At 43.7% G+C, this 20,380-nt stretch carries 18 protein-coding genes, 1 pseudogene and 1 other annotated feature; of the genes and pseudogenes, 3 read left to right on the forward strand and 16 right to left on the reverse strand.

Features of this window, described 5'->3' with window-relative positions; all coding sequences use genetic code 11:
- Window positions 1–21 precede the first annotated feature (21 nt).
- The 8 genes from NCY30_RS05570 to NCY30_RS05605 form a co-directional block, all read right to left on the reverse strand.
- The gene (locus NCY30_RS05570) at window positions 22–171 is read right to left on the reverse strand and encodes a hypothetical protein (protein WP_006428236.1); all 150 of its coding nucleotides are present in this window, start codon (window positions 169–171) and stop codon (window positions 22–24) included.
- A complete protein-coding gene (locus NCY30_RS05575; protein WP_195512818.1) occupies window positions 164–1,504 on the reverse strand; it encodes a bifunctional folylpolyglutamate synthase/dihydrofolate synthase in 1,341 nt (446 codons plus the stop codon). Before NCY30_RS05575 ends, NCY30_RS05570 begins: the two co-directional genes overlap by 8 nt.
- A complete protein-coding gene (locus tag NCY30_RS05580; RefSeq protein ID WP_130096234.1) occupies window positions 1,491–3,695 on the reverse strand; it encodes an LTA synthase family protein in 2,205 nt (734 codons plus the stop codon). Before NCY30_RS05580 ends, NCY30_RS05575 begins: the two co-directional genes overlap by 14 nt.
- Before the next feature lie 63 nt (window positions 3,696–3,758).
- A complete protein-coding gene (locus NCY30_RS05585; protein ID WP_055193489.1) occupies window positions 3,759–6,419 on the reverse strand; it encodes a valine--tRNA ligase in 2,661 nt (886 codons plus the stop codon).
- Window positions 6,420–6,485: 66 nt separating this feature from the next.
- Window positions 6,486–6,739: a binding site (T-box leader), on the reverse strand.
- A 78-nt stretch (window positions 6,740–6,817) separates the two neighbouring features.
- A complete protein-coding gene (locus NCY30_RS05590) occupies window positions 6,818–7,762 on the reverse strand; it encodes an AEC family transporter (protein ID WP_055180654.1) in 945 nt (314 codons plus the stop codon).
- 30 nt (window positions 7,763–7,792) lie between these two features.
- Window positions 7,793–8,596, reverse strand: a complete 804-nt coding sequence (locus tag NCY30_RS05595) for a protein-ADP-ribose hydrolase (protein ID WP_006428231.1) — start codon at window positions 8,594–8,596, stop codon at window positions 7,793–7,795.
- A gap of 65 nt (window positions 8,597–8,661) precedes the next feature.
- Complete coding sequence (locus NCY30_RS05600) at window positions 8,662–9,156, reverse strand: DNA-deoxyinosine glycosylase (RefSeq protein WP_044920429.1); 495 nt, start codon at window positions 9,154–9,156, stop codon at window positions 8,662–8,664.
- Between the two features lie 272 nt (window positions 9,157–9,428).
- Complete coding sequence (locus tag NCY30_RS05605) at window positions 9,429–10,292, reverse strand: hypothetical protein (protein ID WP_055193493.1); 864 nt, start codon at window positions 10,290–10,292, stop codon at window positions 9,429–9,431.
- 215 nt (window positions 10,293–10,507) lie between these two features.
- Between NCY30_RS05605 and hydE the strand changes: the two genes are divergently transcribed.
- The 3 genes from hydE to NCY30_RS05620 all read left to right on the forward strand — a co-directional run bounded on the left by hydE (window position 10,508) and on the right by NCY30_RS05620 (window position 13,400).
- Window positions 10,508–11,578 (forward strand): [FeFe] hydrogenase H-cluster radical SAM maturase HydE, encoded by a 1,071-nt coding sequence (hydE, locus tag NCY30_RS05610; protein ID WP_373595351.1) that lies wholly within the window; start codon window positions 10,508–10,510, stop codon window positions 11,576–11,578.
- 63 nt (window positions 11,579–11,641) lie between these two features.
- Entirely contained in the window at window positions 11,642–12,874 is a 1,233-nt protein-coding gene (gene hydF, locus NCY30_RS05615) for a [FeFe] hydrogenase H-cluster maturation GTPase HydF (RefSeq protein WP_055180662.1), read from the forward strand.
- Between the two features lie 31 nt (window positions 12,875–12,905).
- Complete coding sequence (locus NCY30_RS05620; RefSeq protein ID WP_006428226.1) at window positions 12,906–13,400, forward strand: GNAT family N-acetyltransferase; 495 nt, start codon at window positions 12,906–12,908, stop codon at window positions 13,398–13,400.
- A 64-nt stretch (window positions 13,401–13,464) separates the two neighbouring features.
- On the opposite strand, the pseudogene NCY30_RS05625 reads toward NCY30_RS05620, so the two are convergent.
- From NCY30_RS05625 to fabZ, 8 genes and pseudogenes are all read right to left on the reverse strand, one after another.
- Window positions 13,465–13,623: pseudogene (locus NCY30_RS05625) on the reverse strand (Lrp/AsnC family transcriptional regulator); the annotation flags it as partial.
- A 43-nt stretch (window positions 13,624–13,666) separates the two neighbouring features.
- Window positions 13,667–14,389, reverse strand: coding sequence for an NAD-dependent protein deacylase (locus tag NCY30_RS05630; protein WP_006428224.1), 723 nt, complete (start codon window positions 14,387–14,389; stop codon window positions 13,667–13,669).
- Between the two features lie 105 nt (window positions 14,390–14,494).
- Window positions 14,495–15,151 (reverse strand): HAD family hydrolase, encoded by a 657-nt coding sequence (locus tag NCY30_RS05635; protein WP_022415902.1) that lies wholly within the window; start codon window positions 15,149–15,151, stop codon window positions 14,495–14,497.
- Between the two features lie 5 nt (window positions 15,152–15,156).
- A complete protein-coding gene (locus NCY30_RS05640; RefSeq protein ID WP_044920427.1) occupies window positions 15,157–15,612 on the reverse strand; it encodes a MarR family winged helix-turn-helix transcriptional regulator in 456 nt (151 codons plus the stop codon).
- A gap of 57 nt (window positions 15,613–15,669) precedes the next feature.
- Window positions 15,670–16,770, reverse strand: coding sequence for an NAD(P)H-dependent flavin oxidoreductase (locus NCY30_RS05645; RefSeq protein WP_006428221.1), 1,101 nt, complete (start codon window positions 16,768–16,770; stop codon window positions 15,670–15,672).
- Window positions 16,771–16,872: 102 nt separating this feature from the next.
- Entirely contained in the window at window positions 16,873–18,573 is a 1,701-nt protein-coding gene (locus tag NCY30_RS05650) for an acetyl-CoA carboxylase carboxyl transferase subunit (RefSeq protein WP_055214880.1), read from the reverse strand.
- A 12-nt stretch (window positions 18,574–18,585) separates the two neighbouring features.
- Window positions 18,586–19,920, reverse strand: coding sequence for an acetyl-CoA carboxylase biotin carboxylase subunit (locus tag NCY30_RS05655; RefSeq protein WP_006428219.1), 1,335 nt, complete (start codon window positions 19,918–19,920; stop codon window positions 18,586–18,588).
- 31 nt (window positions 19,921–19,951) lie between these two features.
- Complete coding sequence (gene fabZ, locus NCY30_RS05660) at window positions 19,952–20,380, reverse strand: 3-hydroxyacyl-ACP dehydratase FabZ (RefSeq protein ID WP_055180667.1); 429 nt, start codon at window positions 20,378–20,380, stop codon at window positions 19,952–19,954.

The raw sequence follows: 20,380 nt of genomic DNA on the forward strand, positions 1-20,380 counted from the left end.
CTATATTCTCTCTACCGCAGTTTACTGTGGATCATCCTGCTTTGTCTGTTCGATTACTTCTCTTAAAAGATCTGTCATGTCTGTCAGATCATCCTGGTAAATCGCATCTCCCAGTTCCTCTACTTCCAGACTTGGCTGGAACTTCTTTAATTCTTCTTCAAAATCAAGCATCTATGGCACCTCCTGCCAGTAACTTCTTCATCATTCCTACGAGGTACAAAGAGCCAAGACAGTATATCTCTCCCGTCTCTCCCCGTTCATTCATTGCCGTTCTCACGGCATCTTCTAATCGTTCTTTACAGTACACCGGTCTGTCTGTGTATCTTCGGAAGACATCAGCAAGTTCCTCTGCCGGAACACCTCTTTCGTCCTCGATCTGTGTGACAACATAAGCTTTCACATCCAGATTCTCACACAGATATTCTATCATCTGATCGTACTTTTTATCCGATACTGCTGAAAATAGTAATACCATTTCTCCGCGTTCGGACTCATCCAGTGCTTTTACGCTTTCTACAAACGCTTCCATTGCGCCCGGGTTATGTGCACCGTCTACGGTAATATGTGCTCCTACCCGTTCCATTCTTCCTTCCCAGTGAAGTTCTGCAAGTGCTTCCTTCCACCGGTCCATATGTATCTCTTCTCCCGCAAGCAGATATTCCGACGCCTCCAGTGCAAGCTCTGCATTCATCGCCTGGTAACATCCGCACATCGGTACCTGAAAGATAACATCTTTATCATACGCACTCCGTCTGGAAAATGCAATATATTTGCGGTGAACTTCCTGAATTTCATACGCATTTTTCGTAACTTCTCTACAAGATACGCCCAGTTCCGAAGCTTTTGCCTTAATGACTTCCGCTGCTTTTTTACTGCTTCCGTCAAAGAACACCGGAACACCCGGCTTAATAATTCCGGCTTTCTCACCCGCAATCTTCTCGATCGTATCACCGAGGATCGCCGTATGATCCAGACTGATTGATGTTATGATGGCAAGTGCCGGATTGTCTATTGCGTTTGTCGCATCCAGCCGTCCGCCAAGTCCCGTCTCCAGAATGATATATTCTACATCTGTCTCTGCAAATGCTGTCATACCCATTCCAAATAGAAATTCGAAATACGAAGGATGTTCGATCCCGTCTTCCACCATCTGACGTACTATCTTTAAAACTTTTCGAAACACCTTCAGAAATGTCTCATTATCAATCTGTATATTATCTACCCGTATCCGCTCATTTACAGATACAAGATGAGGGGATGTAAAGAACCCTGTTCTCTTCCCCTCTGCCATAAGTATGGCCTGTAAGTATGCACATACAGACCCTTTTCCATTTGTACCGGCGACGTGGACAATCTTTCTGTCCGCCGCCGGATTACCCAATCTTTTTAAAAACATTTTTGTGTGCTCCAGCGTATGTTTCTTTGTAAATTTCGGAATTTCTTCGATATACGCTGCTGCCTCTTCATATGTGAACGTTTCCGGTTCTTTTTTAGTTAACATCATAATCCTGATCCACCCAAGATTTGCTCTTATCGGTTGCTGTGCCTTCCTGTTTTACAAGCTGTCCGTTCTGATATGTGTACTTATCCGACATCCGGAATATCGTATCACTGGAACCAACCTGTCCAACCTGAATCACATCACCGTCTTTTAATTCTGTCTCCGACAGATTAATACGCGTATTATTCAGGAAGCTGCTCTTCTGCTTTTCACCATTGACATATACGCGGCTGTATTTTGTGAAGTTCTCACCGTACAGACTATATCCACTGTTCAACTGCGGAACAATACTGCTCAGTGACACATTACGGATTCCCATCACCATATGGCCTTCGGTGATTGGTGCTTTTCCGTTATATACATACTGCTTTCCATACAGGATATCATACTGCAGGAGTTCCAGATCTGAAAGGTAATTCTTTGTTCCCTTTCTCTGCTGATGATAATTGAATACGGTACCGGAATGGATATCCAGTCTGTTCAGTACCTCTGACATCAGCTGATATGCCGGGATATTCTTATCATGCTTCTGAAGTCCGATATTATCCCAGATTACATAGTTCGTATTATATAAGTAACGGCTCTTTAAGTCTTCTGCCTTCAGTCCCATAGTCGGAAGATGATCTCCGTAGAATACGACAACAGATGGTTCATTTCTTTCTTCCACTGCCTTGATCAGATCACCTACAAACTGATCCATCTCATAGACCTGGTTAACATAATATTCCCATTTATTTTTCAGCGCTTCGTCTTCGATTCCTTCAACCTTGATCTTCGGATTCTCGATCACCTGTGTCTCCGGATAGTTTCCATGTCCCTGTACACTGACAGTAAATACAAAATCTTCCTGTTTTGTTGTATCCATGGCTTCCATAATATGATGTGTCAGAATCTCATCTTTTGCCCATCCATTCTCTGTCGTCTGCAGGACATTCATAAACTCCTTACTGGTAAATGTATCAAATCCCATGTTATTAAATACATTGGCACGGCTGTAGAAATTTCCTGTGTTATCATGTAATGCATGTGTTCCGTATCCAAGAGAGGCAAGCGCTGTCGCCGCACTCTCCGTCGGATGTTTTTTTGAATAAGTCTTATACGGATATTCTCCAGGTCCGAAATAACGAAGGTTCATACCTGTCAGCACTTCAAACTCTGTATTTGCCGTACCTGCTCCTACAGACGGTACTTTAAAATATCCGTTTGAATAATTCTGATATAAATTGTGCAGATTCGGGCATGCATCTTCAGATGTGGTGAAAAACTCTGCGTTTGCAACGTCAAAATATGACTCCAGCTGCACAACAATGATATTCGGAAGTTCATCAGAAGAACGGCTCGTAGCCGTCTGATTTAATTCTCCGTCCTTGTCAATCTTTGCCATTGCTTTCTTCGTATATCCATTTGGCTCACTGATTCCCGTGTTAAAAAGACTTGCCGAGAAGCAGTATGGAAGACCATAATCCTCATAAGCAAATGCAATATTTCCAAAATAAGTAGATACCACTCGTTTATCTATTGCTATATTCGTTACAAAAGTGTAAAGAACGCCACATACAATAATTCCGATCAGTGCTGCAATATGATGTATCTTACCTGCATACTGCCCACCGCGTCTCCACATAGATATCAGCCAGATCAGAAGTGCTACCGCTCCGACAGCGATCACAACCACTTCAAATCCATTACAGTAATTATTGATCAGCGCAATTCCATCCCCTGCGATCTTAAGATCCTGTGCATTGAACGGTGTAACTCTCTTTAACAGGATATAACCATTCGCGATTCCAAGGATCACCCAGATCGCACCGATGATCATACGGACAAATATCCTTCGTTTGAACAGATATACAATCGAAAATGTCACAAAGATCATAAATGCATTGTATAAAAATACCATCGGTGTTCCTGTCATATAGTCCCAGGCTGCAACAACGGAGTGTCTGGAAATTGCTTCTATTACAAAGTTAATGATGCATGCAAGCAACGCATGAAATATCAAAGAGAATCTATTCATGAATGCATAGACCGGCTGCATCTTCTTTGCAAATGCACTGTTGCGTCTTGCTTCCAGTATTCTCTCACGTCGTTCATGTCTGCCTTTCCAGTATGCAATGACATCCTCTTTCTTCAAATTTTTTATTTTGCGGATTTTACCCTTGATATCCGGTTTTTTTAACTGAAGTTTTTTCATATAATCCCCTTTGATATCTAATCCGCAGTTATCCTGTTACCGATAACTGCGGAAATGTATTGTTTATGACTGTTTTGCTTTTAATCCTTCCAGTCTTTCTTTTACCTGTGCCATCATCTGCTGGTAGGTCTCCAGTTTGTCTCTTTCTTCCTGAACCTTTGCAGCAGGTGCTTTACTTACGAATTTCTCGTTATTTAACATACCGTTAGAACGTGCGATTTCTTTGGTAAGTCTTGCCTCTTCTTTTGTCAGACGCTCGATCTCCTGTTCAAAGTCGATCAGCTCTTCCAGTGGAAGGTATACGGTTGCATCCGGAACTACGATAGATACTGCATCGTCTGCAATACCGCTCTTGTCTTTCTGGATTACCAGTTCGTTCAGAGCTGCCATGTTCTGTGCAGCATGTCCAAGAAGTGCAAGTCCTGCTCCTAGTTCTTCATCCTCACATACAACGAATGCTGTAGCTTTTCTTGAATTTGGAACGTTCATCTCGGCACGTACGTTACGGATTCCGCGGATGATCTCTTTGTAGTGGTCTACAATGTTCTCATCTACTGGGAAGTTCCACTCTTCTTCATATACCGGCCAGTCAGACATCATCAGTGATTCTTCTTCCGGTACTAACTTGCTGTAGATCTCTTCTGTAACGAACGGCATATATGGATGCAGCAGTTTCAGTGATTTCTTCAGGACTTCTCTTAATGTCCACAGTGCCGCATTGGCTGCTTCCGGATCTTCATCTGCATGATAGATCGGATATTTTGCCATCTCAATGTACCAGTCACAGAACTCATCCCACATAAAGTCGTAAATCTTGGAAAGTGCGATACCAAGTTCGAACTTATCCATATTTTCTGTAACATCTTTTACAAGGCTGTTGCATTTTGACATGATCCAGCAGTCTGCAGGACGTTTTTCAAAGTTCGCCGGTTTCTTCAATTCTTTTTCATCCAGGTTCATCATGATAAATCTGGAAGCATTCCATACTTTATTGGCAAAGTTACGGCTTGCCTCTACACGTTCGTTATAGAAACGCATATCGTTACCAGGTGCATTACCTGTCATCAGTGTCATACGAAGTGCATCTGCACCATACTGATCAATGATTTCCAGTGGATCGATACCATTTCCAAGAGATTTACTCATCTTACGTCCCTGAGAGTCACGGACCAGACCGTGGATAAATACGGTGTGGAACGGTGCCTTTCCGGTATGCGCGTATCCTGAGAATACCATACGGATTACCCAGAAGAAGATGATGTCATAGCCTGTTACCAGCACATCTGTCGGATAGAAGTAATCCAGATCTTCTGTCTGATCCGGCCATCCAAGTGTTGAGAATGGCCACAGCGCAGAACTGAACCATGTATCCAGTGTATCTTCATCCTGTGTAAAGTGTGTGCATCCACATTTCGGGCATTTCTCCGGTGCGCCGTGTCCGACAACAACTTCACCACACTCATCACAGTAGTAAGCCGGGATTCTGTGTCCCCACCAGATCTGACGGGAAATACACCAGTCACGGATATTCTCAAGCCAGTGCAGGTAGATCTTGTTGAAACGTTCCGGTACGAATCTTAAATCGCCGTTCTTGATTGCTTCGATGGCTGGTTTTGCCAGTTCTTCCATCTTAACAAACCACTGCTGCTTGATCATTGGCTCTACAGTTGTATGGCAGCGGTCATGTGTTCCTACGTTATGAGAATGTGGAACAACTTTTACCAGGTATCCCTGCTCTTCCAAGTCAGCTACCATTGCTTTTCTTGCTTCGTAGCGGTCCATTCCGGCATATTTTCCACCATACTGCTCATTGATCGTTGCATCATCGTTCATGATGTTGATCTCCGGCAGGTTGTGACGTTTTCCGACTTCAAAGTCGTTAGGGTCATGTGCCGGTGTGATCTTAACCGCACCTGTTCCGAATTCTTTGTCTACATAGTAGTCGGCAACGATCGGAATCTCTCTGTCTGTCAGAGGCAGTTTACACATTTTTCCTACGATGTCTTTGTATCTTTCATCATCCGGGTGAACTGCGATTGCAGTATCTCCAAGTAATGTCTCCGGACGTGTGGTTGCGATCTCCAAATAATCATCTGTTCCAACGATTGGATATTTGATGTGCCAGAAGAATCCGTCCTGTTCCTCATGTTCAACTTCTGCATCGGAAAGAGAAGTCTTACATACCGGACACCAGTTGATGATTCTGGATCCTTTGTAAATATATCCTTCGTTGTATAATTTGATGAATACTTCTTCTACGGCTTTGGAACATCCTTCGTCCATTGTGAAACGTTCTCTGTCCCAGTCACAGGATACACCTAATTTTTTTAACTGTCCTTCGATAGTTCCGGCGTATTCTTCTTTCCACTGCCATGTTCTTTCCAGGAATTTCTCTCTTCCTAATTCTTTCTTGTCAATTCCTTCTTCTTTTAACTGATTTGTAACCTTAACCTCAGTAGAGATAGCCGCATGGTCTGTTCCCGGAATCCAGAGTGCATTGTATCCCTGCATTCTCTTATAACGGATCAGGATGTCCTGCAGTGTATTATCCAGGGCATGTCCCATGTGAAGCTTACCTGTAATGTTCGGTGGCGGCATTACTGTAGTAAATGGTTTCTTGCTTCTGTCTACTTCGGCGTGGAAATATTTGTTATCACACCATTTTTCATATAATTTTGCTTCAATCGCTTTGGGATTGTAAGTCTTTTCCAGGTTTTCGCTCATAGTTTCCTCCTCATTTCACACATTTTTCACATTTTTTTATTAAATGAAAAAACCCTTTACATCGACGTAAAGGGCGATTGTAGTCGCGGTACCACCTTCATTATATAGGAAGAAATCCTTCGCTATATATCTCATCTTATTCTTTAACGGGAACGACTCCGGGATGAACTAATTCTACTTTATCATAAGTTACAGGTTCATTCATCCGGCTCCGAAGCTACCTTCCGACGTCTCGTATTCCTTAAGTGTCTCTCAGCCGATGGATCACTCTCTCTGGTATGGACGAACTTACGTGTACTCCTCTTCATCAATGCCTTTACGTATAAACTACTGAATATGATAGCCATCGAATCCCCATTTGTCAAGGATTTTAGGGATTTTTCAGAAACTCTTAAGGGTTACACCAATCCGAAACACTTCATGATATAGAGCCATCCCGTCAGGGTAAATGCGCTGCACATAGTCGTCAGCATAACTACACTCGAAGACACAACTCCTTCATGTCCCATATTCTTAGCCATAACATAACTGCTGACTGTTGTTGCCGATCCGAGCATGACTAAGATTGCGATCAGTTTCTCTCTCCGAAACCCGATTGCCACTGCAAGTGGCATGAACACTGCTACAAATCCCACTAATTTGATAAACGCAGCGATCACGGTCGGTTTAATCTTGCCAAATGCTTTCTTAATGTCAAATGTAGCTCCCATCGCCATCAGTCCCATCGGTGTTGCTACGCCGCCGATACTGCTGACGGCCTTATGTAAGATCACCGGCATCGGAAGTTTCAGTGCCGACCATAACAGACCTGCCACAATACCGATGATGATTGGATTCGTAATGATACCGATCAGTGTCTTCTTGATCAGTGCTTTATCCATGCCTTTTTGTCCCGGCTTGAAAAATGACAGTACAACCACCGCCATAATATTATAAAGCGGCACACTTCCAATGATCATAAGCGGTGCCTGACCGGAATTACCATAGATATTCTGGATAAATGCGATCCCCAGAAGTGCCGCACTGCTTCTGTACGCTCCCTGGATAAATTCTCCCTGAATACTTCTGTCTTTCAACAGGCAGGAGATTCCGATTGCGATCGTGATACTGATCAATGTAATAATAAAACAGAAGATTACAAATTTCGTATCCCACGCTTCCTTGATATCTACGACCGCCAGATCGCCGAATAATAATACCGGCAGTGGTATCCGGAAGACGAATTTGTTCATCTTATTGGCAAACTCTTCGTCCATCCACCCGATCTTATTGAAGAACAGTCCCAGTATCATCATTAAGAAAATGGGGACTGTTGCATTTAAACTGAATACCAGATTGTCCATTTCTTTATTTCCTCTCTTGTTCCTCTACTCTTATGCAAATATCTTCTTATATATATTATAGTCCTCTTCTTTAAATACGTTGAAAATCACTCTTTCCAGTTTTGAAGAAGACAGATACTTGTCCACTGTCTTCACCGCAATCTCTGCCGCCAGTTTATTCGGGAAATGGAATTCTCCCGTTGAGATACAGCAAAATGCAATCGACTTAAGTCCTTCTTTTTCCGCCAGTTTCATACAATTCAGATAACACGACTTTAATTCTTCTTCCTGCTTTTCTGTCACCTGCATGCCAACAATCGGACCTACGGTATGGATGACATGTTTCGCCGGGAGATTATATCCTTTTGTAATCTTCGCTTTTCCGGTCGGTTCTTCATGTCCTTGTGCTTCCATAATCTGTGCACATTCATTACGAAGCTGGATACCTGCTGCCGAATGGATCGCATTGTCGATGCATCCATGACACGGCACAAAACATCCAAGCATCTGGCTGTTCGCCGCATTTACGATCGCATCTACGGAAAGTCTTGTAATATCTCCCCGCCAGAGAGATATCTTATCCACATTCTTGATCGTCTCACATGGGAATTGTCCACCGATAGTCGGAAGTTGTCCCCATTCTACGATTCCTTTCTGTTCTGCTTCTTCCTTTAGCAGTTCATCCTGGATCCTGGTATACTCCGGATCTGCCTCGCCCGGCCAGCGGACATTCATAAGACTTCTTAGAAGTCTTCTTCTACCGGTATAATCTACCGGATCTGCAAGTGATGCATAACCTGTATTTTCTTTTTTCAGATAGTCGATCAGTATTCTTACTCGTTCTTCCCGGTTCATATGGTCTAATACGCCTTCTTTCTTGATTCTTACTTATTTAGAAATCTTATTTATTTTCATCGTTGTTATATATATTTCTTAATTTCAGAATATGCCTCGAACAACTGCTCATACGATGTTCTGCAGTTCGCCGGACTCGTAGACGGCAATCCAATTGCCATAATCCCAGTCTTAGGATAGCAAAATTTCTTATATAGTTGAAATGCTTTCGTTCCTGTCGTAAAAATGGCCTTAATATCTGCACATTCAAGGATCCGGCTCAGATCATTCGGCTGTGGATTACGGATACTGCTGTCATCTGCTCCTTTAATATCACACCCCGCCAGCACATCCCAGACTGCAATACCATTTCTTAATGCAAATGCGATCTTGCCTTCTCTCGTCTCCGGATACGCTTCGCCACAGACATCGGATACAACTTTCCAGAATCTGTTTCTTGGGTGTCCATAGTAGAATCCGACTTCTCTGGATTTCGGCGATGGCATAGTTCCGAGCATCAGAATCTTAGAATGTTCATTATAGATTGGCTCAAAATTGTGGATAATGTGTTGTGTTTCCATGTCTGAATTAACTCCTCTGTTTTCTATTGTATTCCATACATCTACGGAAAAAGACATTACTTTTATGATAGCATGCCCCATATAATATTTCCAGTATGCTATCCGTATGTAATGTAAAACACCTATAATCAATCCGATTACTGCTCTAAAAGATACAGGATGTAAAATATAACCTTTCTCATACCTGTTACATTTACATCCTGTTCATTCACTCTGTTACACTTCTATATCTTCTGTATCAAATGTTCCGAATACTTCATTATAAAAATCTGTTACTCATTTACATCTATCCTTTTTTGGTCTTTCCACTTTATTATAAATCCAGCAAGCAGGAATATCACACCCGCCCCGGCAAATATACAGCCCATCCAGAAATATGACTTTAACCCTATATCTACCGTACGCCCCAGCATCTTGTCCGATAAGAAGCCCATAGTCCGGCTTCCCATAACTCCTATAAGTCCGGCAAAAATTCCTCCACAAATCAAACTTTCCACTCCGAGTGAAAATAATCCTCTGTGTCTTGGATACCCAAGCAATACCGTCAGGATTGCACAGAGCAGAACTGCTGCTCCCGATACAGCCCGGCAGGTCGTTGATACCAGCGTCGTATATAATCTGGCAACTTTCCCCTGTATCGTACTGGTATCTTTCATATTACCATACAGATTAGATGCATAACTATTCAGTACATCCTGAACGTCATCCATCTCATCTTTTAACTGCTGTTTCATAAGTTTCAGCATATCTTCCGTTAACTCTGGATTTGAATCCTTAATTTCTTTCATGCTGTCTTCCAGTAACTGATTCAGTTCTTTGGAAATATCTACATCCTTATATCCCGTTCCTTTTGAAAGATCATTCACCATTTCATCCATGACCTTTTCTGTAATTTTCTGTACTTCCTCGTTCTTCTCAATCTTGTTCTGTATCTTCGCAATCCACTGTGTATCATCTGCTCCTGCATAGCCAAATACTGCATCCATCATTCTGTGAGAGATTGCCGTATCAATCCCTGCCTGACTGATTGCTTTGACAAGTACCTGCTTTGCAAGCAGACTTCCTCCAAGTACCGACACACTTATAATGAAGAGGATACCGATCAGTACACTTAATATTCTTTTACCAATTCCCATGATTTCTTCCTTTCTTTATGATTCATTAATTCGCCGTAACTAATCTATATACTTCTATTAAAAACGCATCTGCATGAATTGTCAATTTATATTTTTTAATATATTTATCTTATTTTTCTATTTCTGCATATCACTTTTTTCTTTACATTGTTCGGCAAGTAATTGTTTGTTATAATAATGTGAGATATTATGATCAATAACATACGGGCAAAGGAATGATTTTCATGAATGAAACGAACTTATCTTTAAAATATCTGATCGATCAATTGCATAAAGAACAGACCCTGACCAAAGAAGAATGGATCACACTGATCGAGGGACACACTCCGGAACTTTCCGAATATCTCTTTTCCCTGGCCCGCGAAGAACGCCACCGTTATTATGGACACGATATCTACGTCCGCGGTCTGATCGAATTTACCAATTATTGTAAAAACGACTGTCTGTACTGCGGTATACGGAAAAGCAACGGCAACGCACACCGGTACCGCCTGTCAGAAGCCGATATCCTAAAGTGCTGTAAGGAAGGTTATGAACTTGGATTCCGCACCTTTGTCCTGCAGGGCGGCGAAGACGGATATTATACAGATGAACGCATCATCCATTTGATCCGGATAATTAAAGAACGCTATCCCGACTGTGCCATTACACTTTCCATCGGGGAAAAATCCAAAGATAGCTATCAGGCTTACTATGATGCCGGCGCCGACCGCTATCTTCTGCGGCATGAAACTTATAACCACGAACATTACAGAAAGCTTCATCCACCGAACCTTAGTCCTGAACACAGACAGCAATGTCTGCGGGATTTAAAGGACATCGGTTATCAGATTGGCTGCGGATTCATGGTTGGCTCTCCTTACCAGACTTCGGAACACCTTGCAGAAGACATGCTCTTCATGAAAGAACTGAATCCACACATGATCGGAATCGGTCCGTTTATCCCACATCATGACACTCCGTTTGCCGGAGAATCTGCGGGAACACTGGAACTTACTTTATATATGCTCGGCCTGATCCGGCTGATGATCCCGAAGGTTTTACTTCCTGCCACAACCGCACTTGGAACCATCCACCCAAAGGGGCGTGAACTTGGAATCCTGGCAGGCGCCAATGTCGTAATGCCGAACCTGTCACCAACGGAAGTACGGAAAGATTATCTTCTATATGATAATAAGATCTGTACCGGTGATGAATCCGCCCAGTGCAGACACTGTCTGGAAATGCGGATGAAATCCATAGGCTATCAGGTTGTAACAGACCGTGGCGATTCTTTGAATATTTAGGTAACATCAACTTTTTATACAGTCAGCTTTTATATACAGCTGTCAGAAAGTGAGGAACATATCATGAGTTTAAACAGCACACCTTCTTCAGAACGTATACATATCGGGATCTTCGGCAGACGCAATGCCGGAAAATCAAGTCTTATTAATGCTCTCACCGGGCAGAATCTTGCGATTGTCTCCGATGTGCGCGGAACAACGACCGATCCTGTATTCAAATCCATGGAGCTGCTTCCACTGGGCCCTATCGTCATGATCGACACTCCGGGGCTCGACGATGAAGGCGAACTTGGAAAACTCCGCATTCAGAAAGCTTATCAGGTCCTGAACAAGACCGACATCGCTGTGCTCGTGATCGATGGCACCTCAGGAATTACGCCGCAGGACAATGCGATCCTTACACGCATACAGGATAAAAATATTCCCCTCTTACTCGTCCTTAATAAAGCCGATCTGGTATCGGAACATACACATCAGGAAATGATCGTGTCCACTCATCTGAAATATAAGATTCCTTTAGAGCATATCCTGTGGACCAATACAACTGAAAATCTTCATATTCATGAGTTGAAAGAACGTCTCGGAACTTTAGTCCCTGCGGAAGAATCTTCCAGGTTCATCGTCCGGGATCTTGTAACCCCCGGAGATTTCATTGTACTTGTTGTTCCGATCGATTCTGCCGCGCCAAAGGGAAGGCTGATTCTCCCACAGCAGCAGACGATCCGCGATCTTCTGGATGCCGGAACTACTGCAATCGTTGTAAAGGAAACAGAACTCAAAAGTACGCTGGATTCACTCGGGAAAAAGCCTGCACTGGTGATTACCGACAGTCAGGCATTTAAAGAGGTTGACAAAGATACTCCTTCCGATATCCCGCTTACTTCTTTCTCCATTCTTTTTGCAAGATATAAGGGGAATCTGGGAACCGTCGTCCACGGCGCAAGAGCACTGGACACGCTGGAAGACGGAGATACGATCCTGATCAGCGAAGGCTGTACACACCACCGCCAGTGTGACGATATCGGTACTGTCAAGCTGCCACGCTGGGTTCGTGAATATACGGGAAAAGATATAGATTTTGAATTTACCAGTGGAACTGAATTTCCACTGAAGCTGAACCATTATAAAATGATCATTCACTGCGGTGGCTGTATGCTGAATGAGCGCGAAATGAAATATCGCCTAAAATGCGCCGGTGACGCCTCTGTACCAATCACCAATTACGGAACTGCGATTGCTTATATGAAAGGGATACTTGAACGCAGTATTGAGATATTCCCACAGTTACGAAAATAAACAAAGTAATGAATAACAAAAGGAGATTTTTATGCAGATCAGAAAAGCGACAATGAATGATCTTCCGGACATCCTTGCAATCTATGCTTATGCCCGGAAATATATGAAAGAACACGGCAATCCGGACCAGTGGCGGGACAGTTATCCTCCGGTTTCACTTACCACACAGGATATCCAGTCCGACTGCTTATATGTCTGCATCATTCAGATAGAAGAAGATGAGCAAATCGGAGGCGTATTCTATTTTCACAGGGAAGAAGACCCTGATTACCAGACAATTGACGGTTCCTGGTTAAATGACAGACCCTATGCCGTTGTTCACAGAGTTGCCACGGCACCTGGTACAAAGGGCGTAGCTACCTTCTGTCTGAACTGGGCTTATGAACAGTTCCCAAATATTAAAATTGATACACACGATGATAATATTCCCATGCAGCATCTGCTCGTCAAATTAGGCTTCACCTGCTGCGGGCATACTACCCTGCAAAACGGTGATATCCGCCTGATCTATCAAAAAGCTGACTAAATAGAACCCGGCAGCCGGAGATATTATACATTCTATGTAACATCCCCGGCTGCCAGGTTTTTATCTATTCTTCTTTTTCTTCTAATGCTTCCACATTCAATCCCCTCGGCTCAACCGGTGTAGAGAATACAATCTGTGTCTGTGTCTTTCCGAAATGCTGGAGCTGTCCGATGAATCCATCCAACTCAATCGTACTCGGGAATGCCACCTTCATAAGCATAGAATTCTTCTTGTTATAACTACAAGAAGGCGGCAACACTTGGAATTTAATGCACCCTTCCAAGTATCTCCCCAATCGGTGCCGCTATCGTAAGCTTTGCACCTACTTCTCTGGCTGTTGCACTCTTATTGATCACCACAAGATGTTTCCCGCGGAAATAATCAATAAATCCTGCCGCGGGATACACAACCAGAGACGTGCCTCCTATGATTAGCGTATCTGCTTCACTGATCGCTTTGATACTCCTGCTGATCACATCCGAATCCAGTCCTTCCTCATAGAGTACTACATCCGGTTTGATCATTCCGCCACAAGTGCATCTTGGAATTCCGGATGCATTTTTTACATATGCCGCATCATAGAATTTGTGGCATTTCATACAATAGTTCCGGTGAATACTTCCGTGCAGTTCCAGTACATTCTTACTTCCGGCCGCCTGATGAAGTCCGTCAATATTCTGTGTAATCACGGCCGTTAATTTACCCGCCTCTTCCAATTCTGCAAGTTTCAAGTGTGCAGCATTCGGTTTGGCATCCAGAAACATCATCTTCTCCTTATAAAATTCATAAAACCCTTCTGGGTTCCGTACAAAGAAACTATGACTTACGATCTGCTCCGGCGAATATTTATACTTTTGTTGATATAACCCGTCCGCACTTCGGAAATCCGGAATATTGCTCTCTGTAGAAACCCCTGCTCCTCCGAAGAATACGATTCTTTTACTGTCATCAATAATGTTCTGTAATTGTTCTACTTCTTTCTCGTACATATCTGTTCCTCCTGAATCTTTATATTTTTTATTCCTTACGAATGCATGGCGATGCAAAAAAACTGCCCACAGCCTCCAAAGGCTGCATGACAGTCATTTTCCTTCTTACTTTTTATTCTCTTTTCTGATCCATGCAGCCACTTCATGCAAGTCCGCCAGTTCTGCCGTAATTCCTTCTTTTGCCTCTTTTGACACAACTGCTATGTCCGGCACATAGATCGTATATCCGCCCGCTGCCTTTCCTGCCAGAAGTCCCGGTGCACTGTCCTCCAGTACCAGGCATTCCTTTGGATCCTGCCCAATCAGCTCTGCTGCTTTCAGGAAAATGTCCGGCTCCGGCTTCCCACGCTCCACCATATCTCCGTAAATCGCATTCGAAATCAGATGTTCTATACCGGACATATGTATCAGCCTGCTCGCACGCTTTCTTTCTGTGGATGTCGCAACCACAGCCGGAATCTCATGTTCTTTTAAATATTCTAATAAATCCTGCAGTCCTTCTTTATGCGGAACAGATTCTTTTGTCACTTCGTCGAAATACTCATGCTTCATTGCACGCGCTGTATCGTAATCCAGTCTGTCTCCAAAATATGCTGCAAATTTTTTTCGGATCGCCTGTGGATTTCTTCCCCGAAAAGAATCTGTCAATGCTACCGGAATATCCACGCCCAGCTTTTTACCTGCGTAAATCCATCCTTTGGTAGAAAGACGTTCTGTATCGAACATCGTTCCATCCATATCAAAGATTACACCTTTTACCATATACTTTATGACTCCTTATTCTCACTGTAACCGGTAAAGAATTCGGATAACGCATCCAATGTCTTCACAAGCACCGGAAGCTCGGTATCATCCAGTTTATCCAGAATGGCCTGTGTCATCTGTCTGTGATAATCTTCATGATGGTGGTAAGCCTTCACACCTTTTTCTGTCAGCTTGACAAGAACGACTCTTCTGTCTTCTTCGCTGCGATGACGCTCTACATATCTTTTGTTCACCAGACTGTTCATGGCAGTCGTAAGGGATCCTACGGTAATATTAAGCTTTCTGGCAATCGAAGACATATTATTCCCGTCGCCAAGTCCGACTGCCTCGATCACATGCATATCATTATTCGTAAGGTCTTTGAACTCATCCGTAATGATTGCCTTTTCTTCCAGTTCCCATATTTCATTGATCAGACTGACCAGTGTCTGATTGATCATCTTATATGCATCATCCATTCCCATCTTCTGTAATTTCCTTCACTTTAACTCTTCATTCTTTACTCTTATTCTTTATTATACCCTTTCTGGTATCAGAGAATCAATAACTTCTTTTACAGTTTCCAGATGAGTTGCCTGATATGCATACGCTCCACAGAAAAGTAACGCATCATCTATCTTTCCTTTTGCCGCATTGATCAGTGCCTGAGTGATACAATACGGCGTGGTTCCCGGATTACAATGCTTCAGACACTGAAAACAATGCGCCGGTGCAATACGCCCCAGTTCTTTTACTTTTTTCATAAATGGATTCAAGATTGCACGTCCCGGCATTCCCACCGGACTTTTTACAATCACGATGTCTTCTTTTCTTGCATTCAGGTAGGCTTCTTTATAGCGGATATCTGCATCGCATTCTTCTGTTGTAACGAATCTTGTCGCCACCTGTATGGCATCTGCTCCGAGGGAAAATGCACGCGCTGCGCTTTCACTGTCATGAATTCCTCCCCCCATCGCAACAGGAATCTTTTTTCCATATTTTTCCGAAAATGTATGAATGACCTGCATGATGGCTATGATTTCTTTTTCGTAGGAAGTTCGGCATTTTACATAGTCTTCTGCCCCAGCATCTATACCATACGTTTCCAGCTGCTCTTCATGAAATCCAAGATGTCCCCCTGCGAGCGGTCCTTCGATCACAACCAGATCCGGGATTCTGTGGTATTTTTTGTCCCAATATTTTAATATCACATTTGCCGATTTTGCAGTCGATACGATCGGTGCGAGTAAGATGTCGGACTCACCCACATATTTCGGAAGATCCGTCGGAAGTCCCGCTCCCGATACGATCAGATCTGCTCCTGCTTCTACCACCGCATGCACATATTCTTCATAGTGCTCCATGGCAACCATCAGATTGAATCCAATGATTCCGTCCGATGCAATCTTTCTTGCTTTCTCATACTCTGATTTTATCGCTCTTAAATTCGCTTTTAATGGATCTTTTATAAAATCTTCTTCTCTAAAACCAGGCTGAGCGGCAGAGATGATCCCTATGCCGCCCTCCTTTGCAACTGCTCCAGCAAGATTTCCAAGGCTGATACCAACTCCCATACCACCTTGAATGACTGGAACTTTTGCTGTCTTTGTTCCTATTTTCAGTGGTTGTATTTTCATATATTTTCCTCACTCTATTATAGAATCTGTTCGTCCATAAACATTGCCTGTAAAATACATCGTTTTCTTATGATATATAGCAGTGATTTACTCTGCTCCATATTACATATTCCTGAAACGCTCATATCTATGTTCTATTAACTCCTGCTCTGACAAACTTTTATATTTCATCAGAAATTCTTCGATTGCCTCATCCATCTGCATGATCACAACATCCATATTCTGAACGATATATTCCTCCGGCTCTGCAAAGACACGCTCTACAATTCCCTGTGCCTTCAGATTCTCTGCCGTCAATTTCATCACTTCTGCTGCTTCTTTGGCCTTGGAGCTGTCTTTCCAGAGGATACTTGCGAATCCTTCCGGCGAGAGGATGGAATAGATGGAATTTTCCAACATCCATACTTCATCTGAAGTGGCCATCGCAAGTGCTCCGCCACTTCCGCCTTCTCCAATGATGATTGAAACAACCGGAACCCTTAATCCGGACATCTCATAGATATTTCTGGCAATGGCTTCTCCCTGTCCGCGTTCTTCTGCTTCGAGTCCACAGAATGCTCCCGGTGTATCAACCAGACAGATGACCGGACGAGAGAATTTCTCTGCCTGTTTCATAAGTCTTAAGGCTTTTCTGTATCCCTCCGGCTGTGGCATACCAAAGTTTCTTTCGATATTTTCCTTCGTATTTCTTCCCTTTGCCTGTGCAATCACTGTTACCGGCGTGCCATGGAATCTTGCAACGCCACCGATGATAGCTTTGTCATCTGCGAAATACCGGTCTCCGTGGAATTCTACAAAATCTGTAAAGAGTGCGTCAATGTAATCACTGCCTACCGGCCGGTCTTTGCGTCTGGAAAGTTCTACTCTCTGCCATGCGGTCATATTCATCTTGCTGCCTGATGTCAGTTCCACATCACATTTTTTTCTATTAAATCCTGTTCCTTCTCCTACCTCATGAAGTGCCAGAATCTTAGAAAGTGTCTCTTTCATCTGAGGGCGCTCCACAATGGCATCCAGAAATCCATGTTCCAGTAAAAACTCTGCTCTCTGGAAACCATCCGGAAGCTTCTGTCCGATGGTCTGCTCAATCACTCTTGGGCCTGCGAACCCGATCAGAGCTTTTGGCTCTGCCAGGATCACATCACCGAGCATCGCAAAGCTTGCGGTTACTCCGCCAGTCGTGGGATCGGTCAGTACGCTGATGTAAAGAAGTCCGGCATCACTGTGGCGCTTCAGTGCTGCGGATGTCTTTGCCATCTGCATCAGAGAGACGATTCCCTCCTGCATGCGGGCCCCTCCGGAGCAGGCAAATAAGATGACCGGAAGTCTTTCTTTCGTTGCCCGTTCTACCGCCCTTGCTATCTTCTCTCCAACTGCCTCTCCCATGCTGGCCATCAGGAATCTTCCATCACAGACTCCGATAGCCGCCTCGCGGCCGTCAATCTTTGCTTTTCCTGTTACAACTGCTTCTGAAAGCCCTGTCTTTTCCTGTAATTTCTTCAGTTTTTCTTCGTATCCTTTGTATTCCAGAGGATTTCCTCCCTGAAGATCCGAATCCCATTCTTCAAAAGAACCTTCATCTGTGATCATCTCGATTCTGCGTCTTGCATGCACGCGGAAATATCCTCCGCACTTTGGACAGATATAATGATCTTTCTTTACATCCTCCGCAATGATCGCTCCCCCACATTTATTACATTTGCGAAGTAATCCTTCTGGAACTTCCGGTCGTCTGGTAAATGTAATATAATTCTTTCTTCCGACAGCAATTCTGGTCTTTTTAAATACGTTGTCCAGCTTCATCAGCAGTCACCTCTACAGCCTTTCAATAAATTCAATATCTATATTTCCCTCAATATAATCCGGATGATTGACAATCCCATACTGATAATCAACATTCGTATCGATTCCTTCTATAATGACTTCTCCAAGTGCACTCTGCATCTTACGGATCGCTTCCTGACGATTCTTCGCCCACACGATCAGCTTGGCCACCATGGAATCATAATACGGCGGAATCGTATAGCCGCTGTATATCGCAGAATCAATACGGATACCCTTTCCTCCCGGAAGATACATATCTGTGATCGTTCCCGGGGACGGACGGAACCCTTTCTCCGGATTCTCTGCATTGATCCTGCACTCGATCGCATGACCGGTCAGTCTGATATCTTCCTGTGTATAGGATAATTTCTGTCCGGATGCAATGCGGATCTGTTCTTTCACAAGATCTACACCTGTCACCCATTCTGTGACCGGATGTTCCACCTGGATTCTGGTATTCATTTCCATGAAATAAAAGTTCCCGGATTTTTCTAATAAGAATTCGATGGTTCCGGCATTCTCATAACCTGCCGCTTTGGCAGCTTTTACCGCAGCGTCACCCATCTTCTTTCTCAGTTCATCCGATAATGCAACAGACGGAGATTCTTCGATCAGCTTCTGATGATTGCGCTGAATAGAACAATCTCTTTCTCCCAGATGGATCACATTGCCATATTTATCCGCCAGGATCTGGAACTCAATGTGTCTTGGATTCTCTACAAAATGTTCAATGTACATCGTCGAATCGGCAAATGCCATCTCGGTCTCTTTCTGAGCCGTCTGGAATGCAGACTCGAACTCTTCCGGTGTCCAGGCGGTACGCATACCTTTGCCCCCGCCTCCTAAAGCTGCCTTAATGATAACCGGATAGCCAATCTCTCGGGCAAGTTCTGCACCGGTCTTTGCATCGTAGACGGGTTCTTTGCTTCCCGGAATGACCGGTACTCCCGCTGCCATCATCGTATTTCTCGCAACCTGTTTATTTCCAAGACTTGCAATGACTTTTGAATCCGGCCCGATGAATGTAATATTGCACTGCTCGCACAGCTCTGCAAATTTACTATTCTCTGACAGGAATCCAAATCCCGGATGGATTGCATCTGCACCGCTTATGATCGTTGCACTGATGATATTTTCCATACTGAGATAGCTGTCCTTTGACGGAGCCGGCCCGATGCAGATGGCTTCGTCTGCAAGCTTGGTATGCAGTGCTTCTTTGTCTGCCTCGGAATAGACCGCTACGGTCTCAATTCCCATCTCACGGCAGGCGCGGATGATACGCACCGCGATCTCTCCTCTGTTTGCGATCAATACTTTTTTAATCATCTTTCTTTACACTCTCCTATGTTGCTCTTATCTATCCGACCATGAATGTAAGCTCTGCACTTACGACTACTTTTCCATCCACGCTCGCAACTGCCTCGCCGACACCGACAGGTCCTTTTCTGCGGATGATCTTCGTCTCCAGACGTACCTTGTCTCCCGGGACGATCTTTCCTTTGAATTTGCATTTATTAATACCGCCGAAATATGCAATCTTTCCTTTATTTTCTTCCAGGCTTAAGATTGCAACCGCACCGGCCTGTGCCAGTGCTTCGATTGTCAGCACGCCCGGCATTACAGGTTCTTCCGGGAAGTGTCCCGCAAAGAATTCTTCTCTGTAAGATACGCATTTATATCCCACTGCATATTCTCCCGGCACATAATCTTCGATGTAATCCAACAGAAGAAATGGATGACGGTGCGGAATGATTTCTTTGATCTGATTGATGTTCAAATGATTCAT

It is taken from the genome of Dorea sp. MB18-49 (genome assembly GCF_023669465.1).
GTDB lineage: Bacteria > Bacillota > Clostridia > Lachnospirales > Lachnospiraceae > Dorea_A > Dorea_A longicatena.